The sequence below is a fragment of the Marinobacter sp. GH_1 genome (assembly GCF_048595985.1).
Classification (GTDB): domain Bacteria; phylum Pseudomonadota; class Gammaproteobacteria; order Pseudomonadales; family Oleiphilaceae; genus Marinobacter; species Marinobacter shengliensis.
Map to the genome: position 1 here is coordinate 916443 of NZ_CP184460.1, position 21277 is coordinate 937719.

Genomic DNA, 21277 nt, shown 5'->3' on the forward strand with positions numbered 1-21277 from the left:
GACGGGCCCGCGAGTATGGGGGGCTGCTGCCAAGCGGGTGGGGCTTTCCGAAAAGCGCCTCAAGACGTCCCTGTGCAGCTTCGGCTCCGCCATCCCTGGCTCCGCAGATTTTCGGAAAGCCCCACCCGCTTGCCAGCGATCACGCTGCGAGATGGATCGCAGTAAATGAGGTCATACAGTGAAGTTTGGGTGCGAGGGGCGGGAGCTGGTTTTCAAAACTGTGCGGAGCCAGGGATGGCGGAGCCCAAGCGTCACATGGATGTGCTTGAGCGTGTTTTGAAAACCAGCTCCCGCTCCTCGCTAACTCCAAGTTATGAGGACCAAATATGAGAAAGGCACTGATTGTTGCGATGTCCCGGAACCGCGTCATTGGGCGGGACAACAAGCTCCCCTGGTATCTGCCTGGCGATCTGCGTTACTTCAAGCAAGCCACTATGGGTAAGCCGATCATCATGGGGCGGAAAACCTGGGATTCCATTGGCAGGCCACTGCCGGGACGGATGAACGTGGTGATTTCCCGAAACCCGGCATGGGAAGCGCCGGCCGGCACGGTCGCGGCGGCATCATTGAATGACGCGTTAGTCAGAGCAGAAGCCCAGGCGGAACTGGAGGGCGGTGATGAGGTAATGATCATCGGCGGTGGCCAGATCTACGCCGAGGCGTTGCCCATGGTCGACCGGATGTACATCACACAGGTGCACGCCGAGGTAGATGGCGACGCTTACTTTCCGGAAGTGAACTGGGATGACTGGGAAGAAATCGGACGCGAAGATTTCTCCGCGTCTGATCATAATCCTTACGACTACAGTTTCGTCGTCTACCAGCGTAGCCGGTCAGCCTGACCGGCTAGCGGTTCTGGCCTTCAGCGCGGGGCGCGCTTGGGGCCATTGGCAGAGGGCTTGCCGCCCTTGCCAGCAGGCTTGCCCTTGGGTGGGCCCTTGCGGAAGCCGGGCTTGCCATCTTTGCTGAATTTCTTGCCAGGAGCGCCTTTACGGAAGCCACCTTTGCCTGGAGGCGGGCCTTTGCGGTCGCGACGGGGCGCTGCGGACACTTCCGGCAGGGCTTCGGGCTGCTCCAGCGGCAGTGAATCCGGCTGGGAGGCTTCAAGCAAGCAGGCCAGGGCGCCAGCAACGGCCGCCATGTCCATGTCATTGCGCTCGGCAATGTCGTCCAGCAGGGCAATGGCCTTGGCAGATCGGGGATCGTTGGTGAAGCCCAGCAGTTGCTCTTCAAACTGCTCTACTCGCATTTTCTGCAGCGCAGCCGGTGACGGCAGCTGGTACGGTTCCATCGGAGAGTTGGTGGCCCGCTCCAGGGTGCGCAGCCAGCTGCGCTCGCGCGGTGTGACCAGCAAAATCGCCTTGCCGGTGCGGCCCGCACGGCCGGTGCGGCCAACCCGGTGGATGTACGCCTCGGTGTCGTAGGGCACGTCGTAGTTGATCACGTGGGTAATCCGGGGTACGTCCAGGCCACGGGCAGCAACGTCAGTGGCGATGATGATGTCTTTCTTGCCGCGCTTGAGGTCTTCTACGGTCTGTTCACGCTGGCGCTGGTTGAGGTCACCACTCAGGGGCGCAACCGCATGGCCACGGGCTGACAGTTTTTCAGCCAGCAGGGTGGTTTCTGCCTTGGTGCGTACAAAGATAATGGAGGCGTCGAACGGCTCCACTTCCAGGATGCGGGTCAGGGCATCCAGTTTGCGCTCGGCGTAGACCGGTAATACGAATTGCGAGATACGCTCAACCGTGCGGGTTTCGCTCTCGATTTTTACTTCTGTCGCATTCTTGAGATAGGTTTGCGCAACCTTCTTGATCTGCGGCGGCATGGTGGCCGAGAACAGGGCGCGCTGACAGGTGTCCGGTGTCTTCGCCAGAATCGCTTCTACGTCGTCGATAAAGCCCATGCGCAGCATTTCGTCTGCTTCATCCAGCACCAGTGCCTTCAGGCTGCCCAGCTTCAGGGTGCCTTTGCGCAGGTGGTCCAGCATCCGACCTGGCGTACCCACGATGACCTGGGCGCCACGCTTCAGGCCGCGGATCTGTGGCGCAAAGTCCTGGCCGCCGTAAATCGGCAGAACGTGGAAGTGTTTGAACTTGCTGGCGTAGGTGGTGAACGCCTCGGCCACCTGAATGGCCAGCTCCCGGGTAGGAGCAAGCACCAGAATCTGGGGCTCTGCAACGCTGGCATCAATACGGCTCAGCAGCGGCAGTGCAAACGCGGCCGTTTTGCCAGTACCGGTCTGGGCAACGCCCAGTAGGTGGTTGCCGGCCAGCAGGGCTGGAATGGATTGCGCCTGGATGGGCGACGGGGTTTCATAGCCAACTGCGGAGACGGCTTCCAGTACTGCTGGATCCAGCCCCAGTTCGGCAAAAGACAATTCTGACATGAATGTACTCGGTATTCGGAGGGTATCGCATTACAAATGCAATGCATGATTTTGAAACATTATAGTCGGTTTGGGCAGTCTTTAACATGACTATTGCCGGTAATAGGGTAGGTAGTTGCCGGGGAAGCCGCTTGCCAGCTTCGGTAAACTGCGGCAGTCTTGGTTGTTTGCAGGCTAATTAACAGGAATGGAAGAGTATGACGTTCGATGAGCTTCTGAATTCGGTGCGCGAGGGCCGAGACGTTGTGATCCCGGCCAGTTGGGGGCAGGGACGGGCTACCTTCGGTGGGCTGGTAGCGGCACTGGCGTTCGATGTGATGGCGTCGAAAGTTGCTTCTGGCAGGGCGATGCGGGCGATGCAGGTGTCGTTTGTCGGGCCGGTGGAACCGGATGTGCCTGCGGTGTTTGAGGCAGAGCTGTTGCGTGAGGGCAAGGCGGTCTCTCAGGTTCAGGGGCGAATTCTGCAGAACGGTGAGACCAGACTGGCATGCCTGGCGAGTTTTGGCGGTGACCGGGAGTCGTCGGTTCAGGTAGCGCCATCGCCTGCCCCGGCGGCTGCTCCGGTAAACCAATGCCAGGAGTTGCCATACATTCCCGGAGTTACCCCGGAATTTACCCAGCATATCGACATGCGTTGGGCGTTCGGCAACATGCCGTTTTCCGGCAAGGGTGGTCGTGATATGGGGGGCTGGATGCAGTTCCGGGAAACGCCCTCTGCTCTGACCGACGCGCACATTGTGGCGTTGGTGGATGCCTGGCCGCCTGCGTTATTGCCGCACTTGAAAGGTCCTGCACCGGCGAGTTCCCTGAGCTGGGCGTTGGAGATTGTGCACCCGCGGCCGACCATGAAGCCGGGAGAGTGGCTGCTCTACAGGGCCACGATTGATCAGGCAGGTGCCGGTTACGGCCATACCCATGCCGGTATCTGGACTGAGAGCGGCGAACTGGTGGCGCTGAGCCGCCAGACAGTGACCGTTTTTGGTTGAATGGGTGGGGGCTCAGGCCGCCATTTCAGCTTTCAGGGCATCCAGTATGACCCGGGCAAACTCCCTGGGGGAGTCCTCCTGCAGGAAATGGCCACCGCGCAGGGTAATGTGGGGCTGTCCTAGTGCCCCGGGAATGCGTCTTTGCATGTGACGATCACCTCCCCGGGTGATCGGATCGCCATTGCTGAAGCAGGTGATGAAGGGCTTGCGCCATTTCTCCAGGATCCGCCAGGCCTCACGGTTGGCGGCGCTGGCTGGATCATCCGGTGAAACCGGAACCAGGCCCGGAAAGGCGCGGGCGCCCGCTTTGAATGCCGCGCTCGGAAAGGGTGCCTCGTATGCCGCCATCTCACCCGGGCTCAGAGCCCTTTCGGTACCCAGCTGTATGATGCGGGCCACGGGAAACCAGGGGCTGTGGCTGGCAAACGCTTTCCAAGCACGGAACACTGCAGGCACCGGCGAGTCTCCGGTAGGCAGCATGCCGTTACCGACAATGATCCGGCTGAAACGTCTGTGATGTTCTGCGGCCAGTCTCAGGCCAAGCAGTGATCCCCAATTCTGACACACCAGGGTGATGTTGGTGAGGTTCAGGTCTTCCAGCCAGCGGGCCAGCCAGCTCATATGGCTACTGTAGCTGTAATCGGTCACATTGGCTGGTTTGTCGGATTTTCCGAAGCCGATCAGATCCGGTGCCAGTACCCTGTAACCTGCTTCTGCGACCATGGGGATCATGTGCCGGTAAAGGTAGGACCAGGAGGGCTCGCCATGCAGCATGACCACCGGTGCTCCATTGGTCGGACCTTGATCGACGAAGTGCATGCGCAGGCCTGGCTCAACGTCCAGATAATTTGCTTGGAAGGGATAATCCGGAAGGCCTGCGAAGCGGGCTTCGTCGGTTCTCAGAATACGCATGCCATCGACTGTCCTGACTGATTGGTTGCGTGATTGTCTTTACGGCAATCGTCGGAAATCAGGATAAATCAGATGGAAATTTTGTGTGTTTGAGTTGCGTAACAGTGCGTTGCCGGTTTGAATCAGGACGCGATATCAAACAGGCGTTCAGGGTTGTCAATCCGGGCCAAAGCATCGTCACAACAATTGACGGCGCCACAGTCGTCGGCCGAGCACAGGCCGATGGTATGGCAATGGATGTCCTGATGGCCGTCGCCCTGGTTTCTGAAAATCCTGGCTCTGGAAAGAATGGAACGGCAATGGCCGCATAACAGTGTCGGCACGGCACTGCCTTCGGCCAGGATGGCGGTGTAATGGGTAGTATTTGTCATAATAATCCTCCTGATCCATAGAACATAAGGACAAAATGTGACAGTTCAAAGTCGCCACAGTGATCCTGCATTGGTTCGGGTTCAGCAGTTATACGTATCAGGCGTCAGGATCGACCACGGGGCGACGGTTTGAGCGTTTGTCCTCCCAGTCCAGGTCTTTCGGGTCGTACCAGCCGAGTTTGTCCATGACCCGGTGCCGGGTATACTCGGACAGGGTTGGCCACAGTTCCTGGAAGTCTTCCAGCCCTCTGTCCCGTTGCCTCTGCTGTTTGCTCTGCAAGCGGTTGATGATGCGCGGAAGATGTAGGGCTTCACCGAGTTGACCAGGCACCAGAACTTCCTGCCCCATCACCTTACGGCGGTGCATACGCGAAGCCAGAACCTTCTGGAGTTCTGTCGCGGCCTCAAGGGCTGTTTCAACGGTAAAAGCGTCTGAATCCAACAACATGACCTGTTAATTGGCTGATCGATAACCTGATACTATATCGTGAAGGTGGCTATAGTGGCCACGCTATCGTGTTAGTCTGTTTTTTCGTGAAACGTTCCATCCGGTATGGGCACCGTTCGCTTCAGGGTATAGGGATTATGTACGCAAAACTTGAGACACGGACTTTTCTGGCGATGCTGGTGGGCGTTTCCATCGCCTTCGCGTTGTTGATGAAACCATTTTTCGGGCCAATATTCTGGGCCATCGCCATTGCCCTGATCTTTTACCCGGTCAACCAGTGGCTGACCCGCCGGCTGGGCCACCGGCCTAATATCAATGCGATAATTACCCTGCTGGTTTGTATTGTTATCGTGGTGATTCCGGTTCTGGGGCTGGGCGCGGCCCTGATTACCGAAGGCATGGGGCTATACCAGAAGATCCAGAGCGGTGAGATCCGTCCTGGTGAATACATTGACCAGGTCAACCGGTCGTTCCCTGCCATTCAGGCGTTTCTGGGCCAGTTTGATATCAGTTTCGGTGAATTGCGGGATCGCGTGGTCAGTGCGTTTGTTGGTGGCAGCCAGTTCCTTGCCAAGCAGGCGCTGGGCATCGGCCAGAACACTTTCCAGTTTTTCCTCGGCCTGGCGCTTATGGTGTATCTGGCGTTTTTCCTGATTCGGGATGGCCAGCAACTGGTAGAGCTGCTGATCAAGGCATTGCCCCTGGGTGATGAGCGGGAGCGCCTGCTGTTTGCCAAGTTTGCCGAAGTTACCCGGGCAACGGTCAAGGGCAATTTGCTGATTGCCATCATTCAGGGTGCCCTGGGTGGCGTGATTTTCTGGATTCTGGGGATCTCCGGTGCGCTCCTGTGGGGGGTGGTGATGGCCATTTTCTCCCTGCTACCGGCCGTTGGCGCTGCCATTGTGTGGATTCCGGCGGCGGTCTACCTGGCTGCCATCGGTGACGTGGTGCCAGCGGTCATTCTGACGGTCTACGGTATGGTGGTAATTGGCCTGGCCGATAACCTGTTACGGCCAATCCTGGTGGGGCGGGATACCAAGATGCCCGACTACCTGGTTTTGCTGTCGACCTTGGGCGGGCTTGTCATGTTCGGCATTAACGGGTTTGTGATGGGCCCGCTGGTGGCGGCTCTGTTCATGGCGTTCTGGGGTATCTTTATCCGGGAATTTGGCAACGAAAGCACCGGGAATATGCCGAAACGTGCGACAGGTTCGGCAGAAGACGACTGATCTGTGTTAGGGTCTGTGGGTCGCCCGGGCTTGTGGAGATGGGCGCCACATAATAATAAATAGACCGATATCCCTGAGGTATCAGGAGCAGATCAGGTGTCAATGACGAATCCTTTCAGCCATCGCATACGAATGGCGGCTATGGCCGCCGGAACTATCGCCTTCCTGGGATTAACATCCCCGGCCTATGCCAACGACGTAGTCGCCCTCAAGCATGCTTTGTACGGTGCCGGTTACGATATAGAAAACGTTAACCCGGAACTGGACAGTAATACCCGAGCCGAACTGGAAAAGTTCCAGCGTGACCAGGGGCTTGAGGTAACCGGTTCGCTGGATGAGGCAACCGAGCGCGCCCTGGGTATGACCGCTGTGCAGCCGGTGGCCAGCGCCGCGGGCCAGGCCGGAGCTGGAGCTGCGCCGGCTGCAGAGGAGAGCGCCGCTGCCGCGACCGAGCCGGAGCCCGAAGAGGAAGAAGAGAAGAGCGGCTGGTCACTGTGGTGACCGGACGATAGCCACAAAAAAGCCCGCCAGGCATCCGTCAGGCGGGCTTTTTTGTTAGTGCGTGGGGGCCTAGTCCAGCTTGGACAGGTCCCGCACAGCACCTTTGTCGGCACTGGTCGCCAGCAGCGCGTAAGCCTTGAGTGCCGCAGAGACTTTGCGGTCGCGGGCGAGTTCGGGCTTCCAGCCTCTAGCGTCACGGTCTTTGCGACGTTTGTCCAGTTCTTCGTTGCTGACCTGCAGATTGATGCTGCGCTCCGGGATGTTGATCAGGATGGTGTCACCATTCTCGATCAGGCCGATGGCACCACCGGCGGCGGCTTCTGGTGACGCGTGCCCGATGGACAATCCGGAAGTGCCACCTGAGAAGCGGCCGTCCGTCAGCAGGGCGCATTCCTTGCCGAGGCCCTTGGATTTCAGGTAACTGGTGGGGTACAGCATTTCCTGCATGCCTGGGCCACCACGGGGGCCTTCGTACCGGATAATGACGACCTCGCCGGGTTTGACTTCGTCGCTCAGAATGCCGGCAACTGCCGCATCCTGGCTTTCAAATACCCTGGCTTTACCCTCGAACACGTAGATGCTCTCATCCACCCCGGCTGTTTTTACCACGCAGCCGTCCTGGGCAATATTGCCGAACAGAACCGCCAGGCCACCCTCGGAAGAGTAGGCGTTTTCAACGGACCGGATGCAGCCGTTTTCACGGTCGCCGTCCAGGCTGGGCCAGCGGGTGCTCTGGCTGAAGGCGGTCTGGGTGGGAATGCCAGCGGGGCCGGCCTTGTAGAACTCAACCACTTCCGCGGTGGGAGAACGCATGATGTCCCATACTTCGAGGGCATCTCTCATGGTTTTACTGTGTACTGTTGGCAAATCGACGTTGATCAGCCCGCCACGTTCCAGTTCACCCATGATGCCCATGATGCCGCCGGCCCGGTGTACATCTTCCATATGGTATTTCGGGGAGTTGGGGGCCACCTTGCACAGCTGGGGGACTTTCCGCGACAGCTGGTCAATTTCGGCCAGCGTAAACTCAACACCGCCCTCCTGGGCCGCTGCCAGAAGGTGCAGAATCGTGTTGGTGGAGCCGCCCATGGCAATGTCCATGACCATCGCATTCTCGAATGCGGAGAAAGACGCAATGCTGCGTGGCAGCACGCTGGCATCGTTCTGCTCGTAATAGCGCTTGGCATTCTCCACAATTTGACGACCGGCGTTCAGGAACAGCTGTTCACGGTCGGCGTGGGTGGCCAGCATGGAACCGTTGCCGGGCAGCGCCAGGCCAATGGCTTCGGTAAGGCAGTTCATGGAGTTGGCAGTGAACATGCCGGAGCAGGAACCGCAGGTAGGACAGGCGCTGCGCTCGTATTCTTCGACCATTTCATCGGTGGCCGTCGGGTCCGCTGCGATCACCATGGCATCCACCAGGTCCAGTTTGTGCTCGGACAACTTGGTTTTGCCGGCCTCCATCGGGCCACCGGAGACGAAGATTGTCGGAATGTTCAGGCGCATGGCGGCCATCAGCATGCCAGGGGTGATCTTGTCGCAGTTGGAAATGCAAACCAGCGCGTCGGCACAGTGGGCGTTAACCATGTACTCGACGGAATCGGCAATTATTTCCCGGGAGGGCAGGGAGTAAAGCATGCCGTCGTGGCCCATGGCGATGCCATCATCCACCGCGATGGTGTTGAACTCTTTGGCAACGCCGCCAGCCGCTTCGATCTCACGGCAGACCAGTTGTCCGAGGTCTTTCAAGTGAACGTGGCCAGGCACAAACTGGGTGAAGGAGTTGGCAACGGCGATGATGGGTTTGCCAAAGTCTTCATTTTTCATGCCGGTGGCGCGCCAGAGCGCCCGGGCACCGGCCATGTTGCGGCCAGCGGTTGATGTATGGGAACGGTACTGGGGCATGGTGTGCTGCTGTCTCCCTGATTATCTGGTTGTACTTGAGCACAAAGGATACCAGATTAAACGCTGGTCGCATGGCTGTTTTGCCAGTGCGTGTTTACAATACGTAACAAGTAACGGGATATTTTGACCAGAATTGCGAGGGAGTCTGTCTATGGGTGGCCAGGAAAGCCTGCAGCTGCGTCGTCTCAAGGATTTCCAGCCATTGGGGCGGTTGACGGACGACCAATTGGTGTTGTTAGCCAGCCGGGCTGAACGCCGGACCCATGGGCCCGGCCAACGGGTGATAGAGCGGGGCGTTCGCGACGGCCTGGACTTTTTCCTGATATCCGGGAAGGTAGAGCTCGAGTCTGTGGACGGGCGCAAAACGGTGATTGAGGCTGAAACGGAAAAGGCACTCAACCCCATTGCCCGGTTGCAGCCCAGGATGTACGACGTTACTGCGGTCAAACCCTGCGAGTTTCTGGTCATTGAGCAGGAGATTCTGAACCAGATGCTGAGATCGGCGCCGGTCGCCCAGGTGGAAATGGATTCCGGGGATGGCGGCGCCGATGAAAGTGAAGAACATCATCTGTTGATGGAGTTTTACGCCGAACTCCGCTCCAATCAGCTCAAGTTGCCCAGTGTGCCGGATGTGGCCTGGAAAGTGCGCCGGGTGGTGGACCGCGAAGACTCGACGGCGCTCGATGTATCCAAGGCGGTCTCAGCCGACCCCGCCATGGCGGCAAAGCTGGTGCGGTCCTGCAACAGTCCGTTGTACCGGGGGTTCAGTGATGTCCGGAACGTGCGGGAGGCGGTGGTTCGTTTGGGTATGCGAACCACCCGGCAATTGGTAACAGTATTTGCCATGCGCGAGGTGTTCAAGACTCGTCGGGCCTCGCTGCAGAAGGAAATGGAACAGCTTTGGCGGCATTCCCGGGAGGTGGCGGCCTTGTGTTGGGTGCTGGCGGATCACGCCACCCGGATTGATCCGGAAGAGGCCCTGCTGGCGGGCTTGCTGCACGATATTGGTATCGTTCCGGTCCTGGTGCAGGCCGAGCACCATGTGAACCTGTTTGCTGATGAAAAGAACCTTCAGCATGCCATGTCGGAGTTGCGGGCCGATGTAGGGTGTGCGGTTCTGGAGAACTGGCAGTTTCCGAAAGCGTTTATCGAGTCCGCCCGCCACGCGGAAGACTGGAGCTATGAGTGTCGGGAGTCTGCGCCCCAGCTGGTTGATGTTGTGATCGTGGCGCAGTTGCATTCCATGATCGGATCCAGTCAGAATGCCGGCTTGCCCGCTTTTGACCAGGTGCCAGCCTGGCGCCGCCTGGGGGAACTGGATCTCAATGCCTCCCGGAGCCTACAGCTTTTGAGTGAGGCCCGTGAACGGGTAGATGAGGTGCAAAAGCTCCTGTCCATCCGATAACTACTGCCTGATGACGGAGTCTGCCCTGCAGTGAATGACACCATTATGAATGTTCCCCTGTTTCCGTTGAATTCAATTGTTTTGCCCAAGGGGCGCATTCCCCTCCAGCTGTTTGAGCCGCGTTACATCGATATGCTTTCCCGGTGTATGAAAGAAGACCGTGGGTTTGTGGTGGTCCTGCTTCGTGAGGGCGGGGAGACAGCCCGCCAGGCGGCGTTCTACGACATCGGAACCTACGTGCGGATTATCGATTTCCAGCAATTAGACAGCGGGCTGCTCGGGATCACTGTGGAAGGTGAGTTGAAAGTGTCTGTTGTTCGAAGCTGGCAGCAGGAAGACGGCTTGAACCTGGGGGACGTGGAGTGCCTGATCGCAGAAGCCGAAAGCGAAGTCCCTGAGCGTTTCCATGAACTGCCTTCCGTGCTGAGGGCGTTGTTCCGCCACCCGGTTGTCAAGGATCTGGGTATGGACGTGGACTACGAGGATGCCCGGGACGTAGGCTGGCGGCTAACGGAGCTGCTGCCCCTGGACAAGCAGGAAAAACAGCGGCTGGCAGAACTGCAGGATCCCCTTGAGCGGCTACAGCGGCTTCAGGAATTGCTTGAGGCGCTGGAGCAAAACTAGTTCGGTGGCAAGGGCGAATAGGCCAGGCTGGCAGTGTCCCACTGGGTGATGAGGTAACCTGCGGCGAACGCCAGCCAGAGCATCACCGCGGCCCAGGTCAGGGCATCCGGCCAGATGGGTACCCGGTCGTAGCGACTGTAGCTGGCGCGAATGGCGCCGGTAATGGCCATCCCCAGTAATACTCCTCCCAGTACATCGGTAAACCAGTGTACCCCCAGGTAGAGCCTGCTCAGGGCAATGGGCACCAGGGGCAAGGACAGCAATACATAGGTTTGCCAGCGCTGTCGCATCCTGTTTTCGCCAGCGATGAAGCTGGCGGCCATGGTGACCAGCACCGTTGCCCCTGCAGTATGGCCGCTGGGAAAAGCGCCTGAGGCCGGTGGCCTAAGCACCTGATCCGGGCGTTCCACCATCAGGCCGGTTTTGACCAGCCATACACAGGCAAAGCAGAGAATCGCCGCCAGGGCAATGTGCAGGGCAGCGGCGTAATACCCCCTGAACGACAGAACGGCCACGGCCAGTACGGCTGCACTGATCAGTACCGGAGGGTCGCCCATGAGCGTGGCGGCGATCACCGGAATATCCAGCAGCGGTTGCCGCAGCACTTCAAACCAGGCAGCGACCAGCTGGTTCAGCTCGTTAATCCGCCGGCTGTAAGTAACCAACTGGGTCAGGATCACAAACATCGCCAACGACCCCGTAGCCAAAACAATCGATGGCAGGGGGAATTCGCCTTTGCGGGCAGGTCGTTTGTTGGTGTAAAGCCGCCAGAATCGATGCGTGGTGTCGTAACGGGCCATGAATGACTCCAGCCAGCGGTAGGGCCTGCTGCCCTCGCCAACTCCAAGCCGGAACTGAAGAACCACCACATACAAAGCCACCAGCACCGCTGCGCTGATGCCAATAACCGGGTAGAAATGAGGTGGTGGCTCTATTTCGCTGGCGAGGGCGCTGCCGACGGCATAGCCCGGCAGCACATAGACCAGGGCCCAGCCGACCGCGGAAATCAGGTTGAAGGTAAGAAACCGGCGCCATGGCATGTGCAGCGCACCGGCAATCAGCGGGATGACCGGGCGGATAGGGCCGATAAAACGCCCGGCAATCACACTTTTGCCGCCGTGGGCATTAAAAAAAGACTCGCCCCGGGTAATCAGCCCCGGGTAACGGCTGAAGGGCCAGACCGAATGCAGCCGCCCCTTGAAGAAGCGGCCCACGGTAAAACTGATGAGGTCACCGATAACCGCTCCCATGCCTGCCCAGGCCAGGGCTTCGGACAGGGGCATGCCGGATTTTCCTGCCAGTGCGGCAAAACCAAACAGCATGGCAACGCCGGGCACAACAATGCCGGCAATTGCCAGGGACTCCACCATGGCGGTGGCAAAGAGTGCCAGTATCAGCCAGCCGGGGTTGTCTGCTACCCAGGCTGCCGCATCAGCCAGCCAGCTTTCAATCATATGTCGACGGACGCTCCCGGGCTGAACCAGGCCGAATCCATACCCCGTTTACGTGCCTGATGCATTGCCTGATTGGCCCGGTTACGGAGTGAGACCGTACTGGTATCGCCGTTGCCGCGAGTGGTGCAGCCCAAGCTGACAGACAGCCTGCCAATGCCGCTCCACTCCCTTTCGCCGATGGTCCTTCGAATCCGCTCGGCGATTACGCGTACGCCTTCCTCTGGCGTGAAGGGGAGGATCAGGAAAAACTCGGAATCGTTCAGGGTGTACAGGCTGTCGCCCGCCCGGATAACGCCAAACAGATGCTCGGTGACCGATTTAAACAGGTTCTGCAGCCCCGCTTTGCCATGCAGGTCCCGTATTTCGTCCGTGTAATCAAAGCTCAGGTTAATCACTGACAAGGGGTGGCCCGTGGCAATCGCTCTGCTGATTTCCTTTTGCAGGGTTTCGTCAAGAAACCGTGAGTTGTGGGCGCCGGTGACCGGGTCGGTAATGGCAAGATCCTCCGCAGATTGGGCGATGTGATCATAGTGCCAGATGTACAGGGCGCCGACTGCGAGTGTCAGGATCAGGCCCACGGAGGTCATCAGGGCGTAGGCGGCGGGATGACCGAACCACACAGCACCCATTACCGGAACCAGGAGCAATGCAGACAGGCTTAGCCCCTGGCGCAGCGGCAGAACCAGAAGGTTCAGGATCAGGAGCGGCATCGCCCAATGAGTTACCCCAGGGCTGTCCAGAACCAGAATGGCGGCCACCAGGCCTGCGTTGAGGCCGGCCAGAATCAGCAGGTGCCCGGGGGCCGATAGCTGCTGGCGGCGACACACGAAGGTGTAGATCAGCCCGGCCAGCAACAGGCAGGTCATCGCCAGTGCGAGATAAAATAACTCGTAAAAGCCGTAGCGCAGGTTCTGCAGTGCCAGCGAGAAAATAAACAGGGCCGCCAGTCCGTAGCCGAAGCTGTGAGTCCAGGTTCTGAGTCTTGTTTCTGTCATCGCGCGTCACCTTGGGTGCCGGTGGGGCTCTGGACATCCGGATGCAGCCAGTTGCTGTAGGCCTGGGTGCGGTTGCCCCCCTGTTGCTGCGCCCGGCGTAGCGCGTTGGCGGCACTGTGTTGCAGGCTGTCGGCGTCGTCGCCGATGTTCAGGCCGGCAATGCCGGTGCTGACGGTCAGTTTCATGCCGTGGGATGCCAGCAGCTTGCACAGGCCATTGCGGATTTTCTCGGCGCTGGCGGCGGCGCCCGCGGTATTGATACCAGGTAGGATAACCAGAAACTGCAGGTCGGCTACCCGGTAGTAAGTGTCAAAATCCCGAAGCTGTGAATGCAGGTAACGGCCAATTCTGGGCAGGATAGCGCGAATGTCTTCGTCCGGATCATTGTCGCTCAGGTGGGTGTCCAGCCCGATCATCATCACAGACATGTCGGTGCCCTCACGCTCGCTACGCTGGATTTCCTTGTGCAGGTCGGCAGACAGGTACTCCCGGCTGGCGGCCTGGGTGAGTTCGTCGGTTCGCCTCAGCGGTGCCAGCTGCCGGGCCTTGTATTCTCGCAAGAAGATCAGCAGCGTGGAGAGCAGCGTTGTCAGCACAAAGGCGCTGATCATCTGGTGGCGGTCGGGAAGAATCACGGCCCATTGGGTGGAAACCAGTATGGCAAAGGTCAGGAGCGCAGTGATCAGAGCTGCAATATAAGTTGGCATCAGGGCAAAAGTCACCAGCGGTAGTGCATAGAGCCAGTGGCTGAGCGCCCAGGGCCCCTGCCAGAGTGCGGCCAGCAACAGGATTGCCAGGATTGAATAGCTGGCTGTTTTGACGTGTTTCCAGAACCGGGCATGGTGGCTGGTGAAACGTGGGTTGCTGGCCAGGCTGATGCCCGCCGCCATGGCAGCGCAAGCTGCCAGCAGGAATTCGCCCAGCATTATGCCGGCTGCGCTGGTGAGCGCAAGGGCAACAAAACCGGCTCTTGAGAGCCGGCCTGGCAGGAACTTTTCAGCCGACTGGGGCATGTTATCTATCCTTTGCTGGCGCATCCATTTGAATCTGTGCAGCGCTATAATAGTCGTTTGGGATGCGGACTTGAAACGGGAAAGGTAAAGTAGCGTTCCAGTTCCGGAATCAGTATGCAAAATATAAAGGTAATCCGATGGATGTAGCAGCCTACATGGCAGAACTCGGTCAACAGGCTCGGGCCGCCGCTCGGGAAGTGGCCCGCTCAACCACCGCCGTTCGCAATCAGGCACTGCTGGCAACGGCCAGGGCGTTGAGCGCTGCCCGTACCGAGCTGGTGCGGGCCAACCAGAAGGATCTCGAAGCTGGCCGGGCGAATGGCCTGGACGATGCCATGCTCGACCGCCTGGAGCTTACCGAGGCCCGCATTGACACCATGATTGAGGGGCTGCAACAGGTGGCAGGCTTGCCAGATCCCGTGGGTGAAATTACCGACATGACCTACCGGCCATCCGGCATTCAGGTTGGCAAGATGCGGGTGCCTCTGGGGGTGATTGGTATTATCTACGAATCCCGCCCCAACGTGACGGTTGAAGCAGCCAGCCTGTGCCTGAAGTCGGGTAATGCTACCATTCTGCGCGGCGGTTCTGAGGCTATTCATTCCAACCAGGCCATCGCTGCCTGCCTGGCGACCGGGCTGGCTGAAGCCGGTTTGCCTGAAACGGCGGTACAGGTGGTGGCGACCACCGATCGGGCCGCAGTGGGTGAACTCATTACCATGCCCCAGTATGTGGATGTGATCGTGCCGCGGGGCGGCAAAGGCCTGATCGAACGAATCAGCCGTGACGCCCGGGTGCCGGTCATCAAGCACCTGGATGGTGTTTGCCATGTCTACATAGACAGCCACGCGGACCCGGAGAAGGCGCTGAGGGTCGCCGTCAATGCCAAGACTCACCGTTACGGAACCTGCAACACCATGGAAACCCTTCTGGTGGATGAGGAAATTGCCGATGACATGCTGCCTTTGCTGGCTCGGGAGTTTGTGGCCAAGGGGGTTGAGCTGCGTGGCTGTGAACGCACCCGGGCGGTACTGCCCGATGTGATCGCTGCCACGGAAGAAGATTGGCACGCGGAGTACCTTGCGCCGATTCTTGCGGTGCGGGTTGTGGCCGGGCTGGATGCCGCCATAGATCACATCAACCGCTACAGCTCTCAGCACACCGAGAGCATTATTACCGAAAACTACACCCGTGCTCGCCGGTTCCTGACCGAGGTCGATTCCAGTTCGGTGATGGTGAATGCTTCTACCCGGTTCGCTGACGGATTCGAATACGGTCTGGGTGCGGAGATCGGTATCTCGACCGACAAGCTCCATGCCCGTGGACCGGTAGGTCTGGAAGGGTTGACGTCACAGAAATACGTGGTGTTTGGCGACGGCCACATCCGGACATGATGTCATGCACGTGATCTACGGCGGCACCTTTGACCCGATCCATCACGGCCACCTGCGCCTTGCGCTGGAGATAGCCGATGCCCTGGCGGTGACAAAGGTGCATCTGGTGCCTTGCCATATTCCGCCCCACCGGGGCAGTACCGGTGCCAGTTCTGAGCAGCGACTGGCACTGATCCAGCTGGCCATCGAGGGCGAGCCGGGGCTGCGTGTGGATGACCGTGAACTGCGCAGGGCTGGCGCCTCCTATACCGCCGACACCCTGCGTCAGTTGCGCCTTGAGCTGGGGCCGGATGAGCCCCTGGTGATGGTGGTGGGCACCGATGCCTTTGCCGCTTTTGATCGCTGGCGTGAATGGGCCGACATTCCGGGCCTGGCGCACATTGTGGTTGTGAAGCGCCCTGGTTCGGATTTGCCCGTTGGTAGTGAGGCGGCTCGCCTGGTGCGTGAACGCCGGGCGGATGGACCTGAGGCTCTAAGCTCGGGGCCTTGCGGGGCGGTGCTGGAACTGGATCCGCCCCTGCTGGATATCTCTGCAACGGGTATCCGACAACGCATCGCAGACGGGCGCTCTCCCCGGTATCTGACCCCGGATTCTGTATGGCAGAGAATCCAGGCGCTCGGTCTTTACGGTGCGTGCCCCGCCAGGAACTTTTAATGGTACAATTGCGTCTGAATATCACTTATCGGGCGGTCATCCTGGCCAGAGCCCGGAAAACAGGGTAATTATGCAGGCAGAACAACTGAAAGATCTGGTCGTAACCGCACTTGAAGATATCAAGGCACAGGACGTCAGCGTGATTGATGTCCGTGATCGAACCAGTGTTACCGACTTTATGGTTCTTGCATCCGGCACCTCAAGCCGTCACGTAAAATCCCTGGCAGACTCCGTCGTATCTGAAGCCAAAGATCAGGGCGTGAGGGCAAACAACGTTGAAGGCGAGGGTGGCAGCGACTGGATTCTGGTGGATCTGGGAGACGTGGTCGTGCATGTCATGATGCCTGCAACCCGCGAATTTTACGACCTGGAACGCTTCTGGCGTGACGCGCCGGACCTGGGTGCGGCAGGTCACGAGTAACCATGAAACTGCGTCTGATCTGTGTGGGGCAGAAGATGCCCGACTGGGTCAGTACGGGGTATAACGATTATGCTCGCCGGATGCCGCCGGAGCTGCCCCTGGAACTGACCGAAATTGCCATGGCTCACCGGGGTAAGAACCCGGACATTCCGCGGCTTATGCAGCGTGAAAGCGATGCCATCCTGGCGTCGGTCGCCCCCCGTGACCGGGTCATCGCCCTGGAAGTGGGCGGCAGGCCCTGGTCCACGGAAAAACTGGCCAGTCAGCTGGAGAGCTGGCAACAAGACGGTCAGGATGTCTGTTTTCTGGTTGGCGGCCCCGATGGCCTGGCCGATGCCTGCCGGCAGCGAGCTGACCAGCAGTGGTCTCTGTCACCGCTTACCTTGCCCCACCCCCTGGTGCGTATTGTGCTTGCCGAGCAGCTCTATCGCGCCTGGTCGATCACCCGTAACCACCCGTATCACCGGGCCTAGGAGTTTCCATGGCCTGGGGCGAATTCAAGGATACTGCAGCCGAGCGCCGGCTGTTCCAGCGCCGTGCCGTGGTCATGCTGGTGTTCGTCCTGCTAATGATGATCGGCCTGCTGGCGCGGATGTACCAGCTACAGATTGTCGAACATGAGATCTACACCACGCTGTCCGACAAAAATCGGGTTCAGGTCCAGTCTGTGCCACCGCCCCGGGGCCTGGTGTACGACCGGAACAATCTGCTGCTGGCAGAGAATCGCCCGGTGTTCAGCCTTACACTGGTGCCAGAGCGCGTGGCGGGTATGGAGGCCACCCTGGCCCGGTTGTCCGAGATTCTGGACATCGCCGAGGAGGACATAGAGCGGTTTAAGAGGCGACTTCGTGAACCCCGCCGGCCCTTCCAGGAAATGCCTCTGAGCTACGATCTGGGCGAAGAGGAAATTGCCCGAATGGCGGTGCATCGGCATGAGTTCCCCGGCGTGGAGGTTCGCGCTGAACTGGTTCGATATTACCCCCACAGTGAACTGACGGCTCATGCCCTGGGCTTCGTTGGCCGAATCAATCGGGAAGAGCTGCAGCGGATTGACCCGGTGAACTACGCGGGAACCAACTACATTGGAAAATCCGGTATTGAGCGATTCTACGAGCAGGTGTTGCACGGTACCGTGGGCTACCAGCACGTCGAAACCAACGCCCGGGGTCGTATTCTGCGGGTGCTTGAGCGGGTAAACCCGGTGCCCGGTGAGGATCTGCAGTTGCACCTTGACCTGCGCCTGCAACGCAAGGCCTATGAGCTGCTCGAGGGGCGCCGCGGCGCTATTGTGGCAATCGAACCGGAGACTGGAGGTATCCTGGCGCTGGCCAGCGTGCCGGGCTTTGATGCCAACAAGTTTGTCACCGGGATCAGTGTTGAGGACTACCGCAATCTCAGTACAGATATTGACAAGCCCCTGTTCAACCGGGCGCTACGTGGCCAGTATCCGCCAGGTTCCACGATCAAGCCGATGATGGCGATTGCCGCCCTGGACAGCGGCGTGACCAATCGGGAAAGGCGAATATGGGACCCCGGGTACTTCCAGTTGCGTGAGGGCGGCCGGCGTTTCCGTAACTGGAACAGGTCGGGTGACGGTTGGGTTGATCTCAAGTATTCCATGGCCCGATCCAACGACGTGTACTTCTATGAGGTGGGCGTTGAAATGGGCGTCAGCGTGATGTCCGAATACCTGGCGCATTTCGGCTTTGGCGAAGATGCCACCCTGGATGTGTCGGGGGCGCTGAGCGGTCTGTTGCCCACCGCAGACTGGAAACGGGCCGCCCGAAATGAGCCGTGGTATCCGGGGGATTCCGTGAACATGAGCATCGGCCAGGGTTTCATGCTGGCGACGCCCCTGCAGCTGGCAACGGCAACCACACTGATCGCCAATCGTGGCGTATGGGTTGAGCCCAGGCTGCTGAAGGATATTCGCGGTGACCGTTCAGTGGATGAGTTTCTTCCGTCAGAAACCCATGAGCCGTTGATACTGAAGAATCCCGATGATTGGGAATACGTGGTGGAGACCATGGAAGAGGTGATGCATGGTGCCAGGGGCACAGCGCGTGCCGCTGCCCGCGGGGCCAGCTATCGGATGGCGGGAAAAACCGGAACTGCGCAGGTGTTCAGTCTCGCAGAAGATGAAGAGTATGACGAAGAGCAGGTGCGCGAGCGCCTGAGGGATCACGCGCTTTTCGTTGGCTTTGCACCTTCGGATAACCCCAGGATTGCTGTCGCTGTCATCGTTGAGAACGGTGGTGGCGGCAGCTCCACGGCCGCACCGGTTGCCCGTGCCCTGTTTGATGCCTGGCTTGAGGAGTTACCAGCGGCGGAGAAGTCATCGGTAATCAGTCAGGTTAACCGCGAGGAGAGTCGCTGATGGCATTGGGGAGCTTGCTCAATAACCCGGCGAATCACCATCTTGGCCGTTCGCGGGGGTTCTGGTCGGCCATCCATCTGGATCCTTTGCTGCTTTTGATGCTGTTGTTGCTCATGGGCGGTGGCCTTTTCGTGCTTTACAGTGGCGCTGACCGTAACATCGAAGTGGTCAAGGCTCAGGGCATCCGGTTTGGTGTGGCGCTGGTGGTGATGTTTGTTTTTGCCCAACTGGACCCGGCGGTATTCCGGCGTTGGGCTCCGTGGTTATATGCGGCTGGCATGGTAGGGCTTGTGGCCGTGCTGTTGGTGGGCGTGGGGGCTAAAGGGGCTCAGCGCTGGCTGGCGATTCCCGGGCTGCCCAGGTTTCAGCCCTCGGAATTCATGAAACTGGTTGTTCCGATGATGGCTGCCTGGTATCTGTCGCGGCATTTTCTGCCGCCGCGCCTGTCCCACGTCGCGGTTGGGTTGATCCTGGTACTGGTGCCCATGGCCCTGATTGTTCAGCAGCCCGACCTTGGTACTTCACTGCTGGTGGGTATGGCCGGGATATTTGTGGTGTTCTTTGCTGGCATGAGCTGGAAGCTGATTTCAGCGTTCTTTGCGCTGGTATCGGTATCTGCGCCGATGATGTGGTTTTTCGTCATGAGGGACTACCAGAAACAGCGAGTGCTGACATTGCTCGACCCCCAGAGTGACCCTCTGGGAGCCGGCTGGAACATCATCCAGTCCAAAACCGCCATTGGTTCCGGTGGCATGGATGGCAAAGGATGGTTGCAGGGTACCCAGTCCCATCTGGAGTTCCTTCCCGAAAGTCACACGGATTTTATCGTGGCAGTGCTGGCCGAGGAATTCGGTTTTATTGGCATGTTGCTGCTGATGACCCTGTATTTCTTGATCATTCTTCGTTGCCTGTATATTGCGGTCACCGCCCAGGATTCATTCAGTCGTCTGCTGGCCGGTGCCTTGACCATGACCTTCTTTATCTACGTTTTTGTGAACGTTGGCATGGTCAGTGGATTGCTGCCCGTGGTGGGTGTGCCCCTGCCACTGGTCAGCTATGGTGGCACGTCCGGGGTAACGTTGATGGCAGCGTTCGGGGTGCTGATGTCGATTCATACCCATCGCCGTATGATCTCTGCGTAGAGGGTGTAAGCGATGATGGCTTGCCGGTAATGGTGAATACTGCCGGGAACCCGTTACAATATTACAGGTCACTAAGGCTGGGTGCCGGATGAAGATGCATGGGTTGCCGAAAATAATGATCAGGGAACAAAGAACAATGTGGTTGGGGGTGCTGGTAAGCCTGATCCTTGCGGGTTGCTCCAGTACGCCCAAGTCGACATCTTCAGAGCCGGATCACTCATCACGCTATACGATCAAACAGGATAGAGCGCCTTCCGGGAGTTTCGATGTTTCGGGCCTGCAAGATGCGGTTCCCCGTTACGAGCAGCCCCGGAATGCCGGCAATATGGCGCAGTACAAGGTGTGGGGGAAAACCTACCGGGTTATGGACAGTAACGACGGCTACGTCGCCCGGGGAATCGCCAGCTGGTACGGCGAGAAGTTCCATGGTCACAAAACGTCCAATGGCGAGATATTCGACATGTATTCGATGTCTGCCGCCCACAAGTCCCTGCGCATACCGAGTTATGCCCGGGTGACGAACCTTGAAAACGGCCAGTCTGTGATTGTTCGGGTGAACGATCGCGGGCCGTTTCACGATGACCGGCTGATTGATCTGTCGTACGCGGCGGCCAAGAAACTTGGCTACAAATCCAAGGGCACCGCAAGGGTTGAGGTGGCGGCGATCACCGTTCGAGAAGACGGCTCCATGACGCTGGCCGGCAAACCGTTCAAGCCGGGTGTCGGGGCACCTGCTGTAGCCGCTGCTCCGGTGCCTGGCCAATCGGCGGGCGGGAACAGTGGGCTGTTTGTTCAGCTCGGCTCGTTCAGCCAGCGCGACCCCGCGGAGGCCTTGCTGGCAAAGGCGCGGGGCGTCATCGAAACCCCGATGCGAGTGCGCGAAGTGACAACAGGCTCTGGCCGCTTTCACCGGGCCCAGATAGGGCCATTCAGTGATGAGTCCGAGGCCCGTCATGCACAGAATTTACTGGAATCCCGGGGCTTTGGTCAGTCTATTGTGCTGACCGACAGCCACTGATTCCTGAAACCCCAGAAGAAAATACACCTTACGACGAATGA

Annotated in this window: 21 protein-coding genes; 13 read left to right on the plus strand and 8 right to left on the minus strand. The window is 59.0% G+C overall.

All coding sequences use genetic code 11. The features are described 5' to 3' along the window. Positions 1-326: 326 nt before the first annotated feature. Positions 327-842 carry a dihydrofolate reductase gene (locus tag ACNSOI_RS04245; RefSeq protein WP_061333027.1) on the plus strand — a complete coding sequence of 172 codons (516 nt, stop codon included), beginning with the start codon at positions 327-329 and terminating at the stop codon, positions 840-842. Between the two features lie 20 nt (positions 843-862). Here the strand turns inward: ACNSOI_RS04245 and ACNSOI_RS04250 are convergent, their stop codons facing one another. Continuing rightward, positions 863-2386, minus strand: a complete 1524-nt coding sequence (locus tag ACNSOI_RS04250) for a DEAD/DEAH box helicase (RefSeq protein ID WP_106693390.1) — start codon at positions 2384-2386, stop codon at positions 863-865. A gap of 197 nt (positions 2387-2583) precedes the next feature. Here ACNSOI_RS04250 and ACNSOI_RS04255 point away from each other — a divergent pair, with 197 nt between their 5' ends. Next, positions 2584-3372: an acyl-CoA thioesterase gene (locus tag ACNSOI_RS04255; protein WP_106693392.1), complete on the plus strand. Its 789-nt coding sequence runs from the start codon at positions 2584-2586 to the stop codon at positions 3370-3372. A gap of 12 nt (positions 3373-3384) precedes the next feature. Here the strand turns inward: ACNSOI_RS04255 and ACNSOI_RS04260 are convergent, their stop codons facing one another. The 3 genes from ACNSOI_RS04260 to ACNSOI_RS04270 all read right to left on the minus strand — a co-directional run bounded on the left by ACNSOI_RS04260 (position 3385) and on the right by ACNSOI_RS04270 (position 5103). Further along, positions 3385-4284 carry a haloalkane dehalogenase gene (locus tag ACNSOI_RS04260; RefSeq protein ID WP_061333030.1) on the minus strand — a complete coding sequence of 300 codons (900 nt, stop codon included), beginning with the start codon at positions 4282-4284 and terminating at the stop codon, positions 3385-3387. Between the two features lie 122 nt (positions 4285-4406). Next, positions 4407-4655: a hypothetical protein gene (locus ACNSOI_RS04265; RefSeq protein WP_058090983.1), complete on the minus strand. Its 249-nt coding sequence runs from the start codon at positions 4653-4655 to the stop codon at positions 4407-4409. Positions 4656-4752: 97 nt separating this feature from the next. Then, positions 4753-5103: a hypothetical protein gene (locus ACNSOI_RS04270; RefSeq protein WP_061333031.1), complete on the minus strand. Its 351-nt coding sequence runs from the start codon at positions 5101-5103 to the stop codon at positions 4753-4755. Positions 5104-5240: 137 nt separating this feature from the next. Between ACNSOI_RS04270 and ACNSOI_RS04275 the strand changes: the two genes are divergently transcribed. After that, a complete protein-coding gene (locus ACNSOI_RS04275) occupies positions 5241-6332 on the plus strand; it encodes an AI-2E family transporter (RefSeq protein WP_061333032.1) in 1092 nt (363 codons plus the stop codon). 102 nt (positions 6333-6434) lie between these two features. Next, on the plus strand, positions 6435-6833 hold the full coding sequence (locus ACNSOI_RS04280; RefSeq protein ID WP_061333033.1) for a peptidoglycan-binding domain-containing protein: 399 nt from the start codon (positions 6435-6437) through the stop codon (positions 6831-6833). 69 nt (positions 6834-6902) lie between these two features. On the opposite strand, the gene ilvD is transcribed toward ACNSOI_RS04280, so the two are convergent. Further along, positions 6903-8738, minus strand: coding sequence for a dihydroxy-acid dehydratase (gene ilvD, locus ACNSOI_RS04285; protein WP_106693393.1), 1836 nt, complete (start codon positions 8736-8738; stop codon positions 6903-6905). 151 nt (positions 8739-8889) lie between these two features. Between ilvD and ACNSOI_RS04290 the strand changes: the two genes are divergently transcribed. Both ACNSOI_RS04290 and ACNSOI_RS04295 read left to right on the plus strand, forming a co-directional pair. After that, positions 8890-10143: an HDOD domain-containing protein gene (locus tag ACNSOI_RS04290; protein ID WP_286253988.1), complete on the plus strand. Its 1254-nt coding sequence runs from the start codon at positions 8890-8892 to the stop codon at positions 10141-10143. Positions 10144-10188: 45 nt separating this feature from the next. Then, a complete protein-coding gene (locus tag ACNSOI_RS04295) occupies positions 10189-10767 on the plus strand; it encodes an LON peptidase substrate-binding domain-containing protein (protein ID WP_318036586.1) in 579 nt (192 codons plus the stop codon). On the opposite strand, the gene ACNSOI_RS04300 is transcribed toward ACNSOI_RS04295, so the two are convergent. The 3 genes from ACNSOI_RS04300 to ACNSOI_RS04310 are packed head-to-tail and all read right to left on the minus strand — an operon-like array spanning position 10764 to position 14229. Next, entirely contained in the window at positions 10764-12221 is a 1458-nt protein-coding gene (locus tag ACNSOI_RS04300) for a bifunctional DedA family/phosphatase PAP2 family protein (RefSeq protein ID WP_420195198.1), read from the minus strand. The genes ACNSOI_RS04295 and ACNSOI_RS04300 overlap by 4 nt on opposite strands. Beyond that, positions 12218-13216, minus strand: a complete 999-nt coding sequence (locus tag ACNSOI_RS04305; protein WP_286253996.1) for a GGDEF domain-containing protein — start codon at positions 13214-13216, stop codon at positions 12218-12220. The genes ACNSOI_RS04300 and ACNSOI_RS04305 overlap by 4 nt, the downstream gene beginning before the upstream one ends. Next, positions 13213-14229, minus strand: a complete 1017-nt coding sequence (locus ACNSOI_RS04310; RefSeq protein WP_420195199.1) for a GGDEF domain-containing protein — start codon at positions 14227-14229, stop codon at positions 13213-13215. Before ACNSOI_RS04310 ends, ACNSOI_RS04305 begins: the two co-directional genes overlap by 4 nt. 137 nt (positions 14230-14366) lie before the next feature. Between ACNSOI_RS04310 and ACNSOI_RS04315 the strand changes: the two genes are divergently transcribed. From ACNSOI_RS04315 to ACNSOI_RS04345, 7 genes are all read left to right on the plus strand, one after another. Continuing rightward, positions 14367-15623 carry a glutamate-5-semialdehyde dehydrogenase gene (locus ACNSOI_RS04315; protein WP_286254001.1) on the plus strand — a complete coding sequence of 419 codons (1257 nt, stop codon included), beginning with the start codon at positions 14367-14369 and terminating at the stop codon, positions 15621-15623. Between the two features lie 4 nt (positions 15624-15627). After that, a complete protein-coding gene (gene nadD, locus ACNSOI_RS04320; protein ID WP_420195200.1) occupies positions 15628-16278 on the plus strand; it encodes a nicotinate-nucleotide adenylyltransferase in 651 nt (216 codons plus the stop codon). 70 nt (positions 16279-16348) lie between these two features. Continuing rightward, complete coding sequence (gene rsfS / locus ACNSOI_RS04325) at positions 16349-16699, plus strand: ribosome silencing factor (protein WP_058090972.1); 351 nt, start codon at positions 16349-16351, stop codon at positions 16697-16699. A 2-nt stretch (positions 16700-16701) separates the two neighbouring features. Next, a complete protein-coding gene (rlmH, locus tag ACNSOI_RS04330) occupies positions 16702-17172 on the plus strand; it encodes a 23S rRNA (pseudouridine(1915)-N(3))-methyltransferase RlmH (protein ID WP_072678034.1) in 471 nt (156 codons plus the stop codon). A gap of 8 nt (positions 17173-17180) precedes the next feature. After that, positions 17181-19076, plus strand: a complete 1896-nt coding sequence (mrdA, locus tag ACNSOI_RS04335) for a penicillin-binding protein 2 (protein WP_286254006.1) — start codon at positions 17181-17183, stop codon at positions 19074-19076. Beyond that, complete coding sequence (gene rodA, locus ACNSOI_RS04340) at positions 19076-20218, plus strand: rod shape-determining protein RodA (RefSeq protein WP_106693405.1); 1143 nt, start codon at positions 19076-19078, stop codon at positions 20216-20218. Before mrdA ends, rodA begins: the two co-directional genes overlap by 1 nt. A gap of 136 nt (positions 20219-20354) precedes the next feature. After that, complete coding sequence (locus ACNSOI_RS04345) at positions 20355-21236, plus strand: septal ring lytic transglycosylase RlpA family protein (RefSeq protein ID WP_286254010.1); 882 nt, start codon at positions 20355-20357, stop codon at positions 21234-21236. The last annotated feature ends 41 nt before the right edge of the window (positions 21237-21277 follow it).

Bases quoted from the DNA above. Each gene is read 5' to 3' on its own strand.
- ACNSOI_RS04245 (WP_061333027.1), top strand. From the start codon at position 327: ATGAGAAAGGCACTGATTGTTGCGATGTCCCGGAACCGCGTCATTGGG.
- ACNSOI_RS04250 (WP_106693390.1), bottom strand. From the start codon at position 2,386: ATGTCAGAATTGTCTTTTGCCGAACTGGGGCTGGATCCAGCAGTACTG.
- ACNSOI_RS04255 (WP_106693392.1), top strand. From the start codon at position 2,584: ATGACGTTCGATGAGCTTCTGAATTCGGTGCGCGAGGGCCGAGACGTT.
- ACNSOI_RS04260 (WP_061333030.1), bottom strand. From the start codon at position 4,284: ATGCGTATTCTGAGAACCGACGAAGCCCGCTTCGCAGGCCTTCCGGAT.
- ACNSOI_RS04265 (WP_058090983.1), bottom strand. From the start codon at position 4,655: ATGACAAATACTACCCATTACACCGCCATCCTGGCCGAAGGCAGTGCC.
- ACNSOI_RS04270 (WP_061333031.1), bottom strand. From the start codon at position 5,103: ATGTTGTTGGATTCAGACGCTTTTACCGTTGAAACAGCCCTTGAGGCC.
- ACNSOI_RS04275 (WP_061333032.1), top strand. From the start codon at position 5,241: ATGTACGCAAAACTTGAGACACGGACTTTTCTGGCGATGCTGGTGGGC.
- ACNSOI_RS04280 (WP_061333033.1), top strand. From the start codon at position 6,435: ATGACGAATCCTTTCAGCCATCGCATACGAATGGCGGCTATGGCCGCC.
- ilvD (WP_106693393.1), bottom strand. From the start codon at position 8,738: ATGCCCCAGTACCGTTCCCATACATCAACCGCTGGCCGCAACATGGCC.
- ACNSOI_RS04290 (WP_286253988.1), top strand. From the start codon at position 8,890: ATGGGTGGCCAGGAAAGCCTGCAGCTGCGTCGTCTCAAGGATTTCCAG.
- ACNSOI_RS04295 (WP_318036586.1), top strand. From the start codon at position 10,189: ATGAATGTTCCCCTGTTTCCGTTGAATTCAATTGTTTTGCCCAAGGGG.
- ACNSOI_RS04300 (WP_420195198.1), bottom strand. From the start codon at position 12,221: ATGATTGAAAGCTGGCTGGCTGATGCGGCAGCCTGGGTAGCAGACAAC.
- ACNSOI_RS04305 (WP_286253996.1), bottom strand. From the start codon at position 13,216: ATGACAGAAACAAGACTCAGAACCTGGACTCACAGCTTCGGCTACGGA.
- ACNSOI_RS04310 (WP_420195199.1), bottom strand. From the start codon at position 14,229: ATGCCCCAGTCGGCTGAAAAGTTCCTGCCAGGCCGGCTCTCAAGAGCC.
- ACNSOI_RS04315 (WP_286254001.1), top strand. From the start codon at position 14,367: ATGGATGTAGCAGCCTACATGGCAGAACTCGGTCAACAGGCTCGGGCC.
- nadD (WP_420195200.1), top strand. From the start codon at position 15,628: ATGCACGTGATCTACGGCGGCACCTTTGACCCGATCCATCACGGCCAC.
- rsfS (WP_058090972.1), top strand. From the start codon at position 16,349: ATGCAGGCAGAACAACTGAAAGATCTGGTCGTAACCGCACTTGAAGAT.
- rlmH (WP_072678034.1), top strand. From the start codon at position 16,702: ATGAAACTGCGTCTGATCTGTGTGGGGCAGAAGATGCCCGACTGGGTC.
- mrdA (WP_286254006.1), top strand. From the start codon at position 17,181: ATGGCCTGGGGCGAATTCAAGGATACTGCAGCCGAGCGCCGGCTGTTC.
- rodA (WP_106693405.1), top strand. From the start codon at position 19,076: ATGGCATTGGGGAGCTTGCTCAATAACCCGGCGAATCACCATCTTGGC.
- ACNSOI_RS04345 (WP_286254010.1), top strand. From the start codon at position 20,355: ATGTGGTTGGGGGTGCTGGTAAGCCTGATCCTTGCGGGTTGCTCCAGT.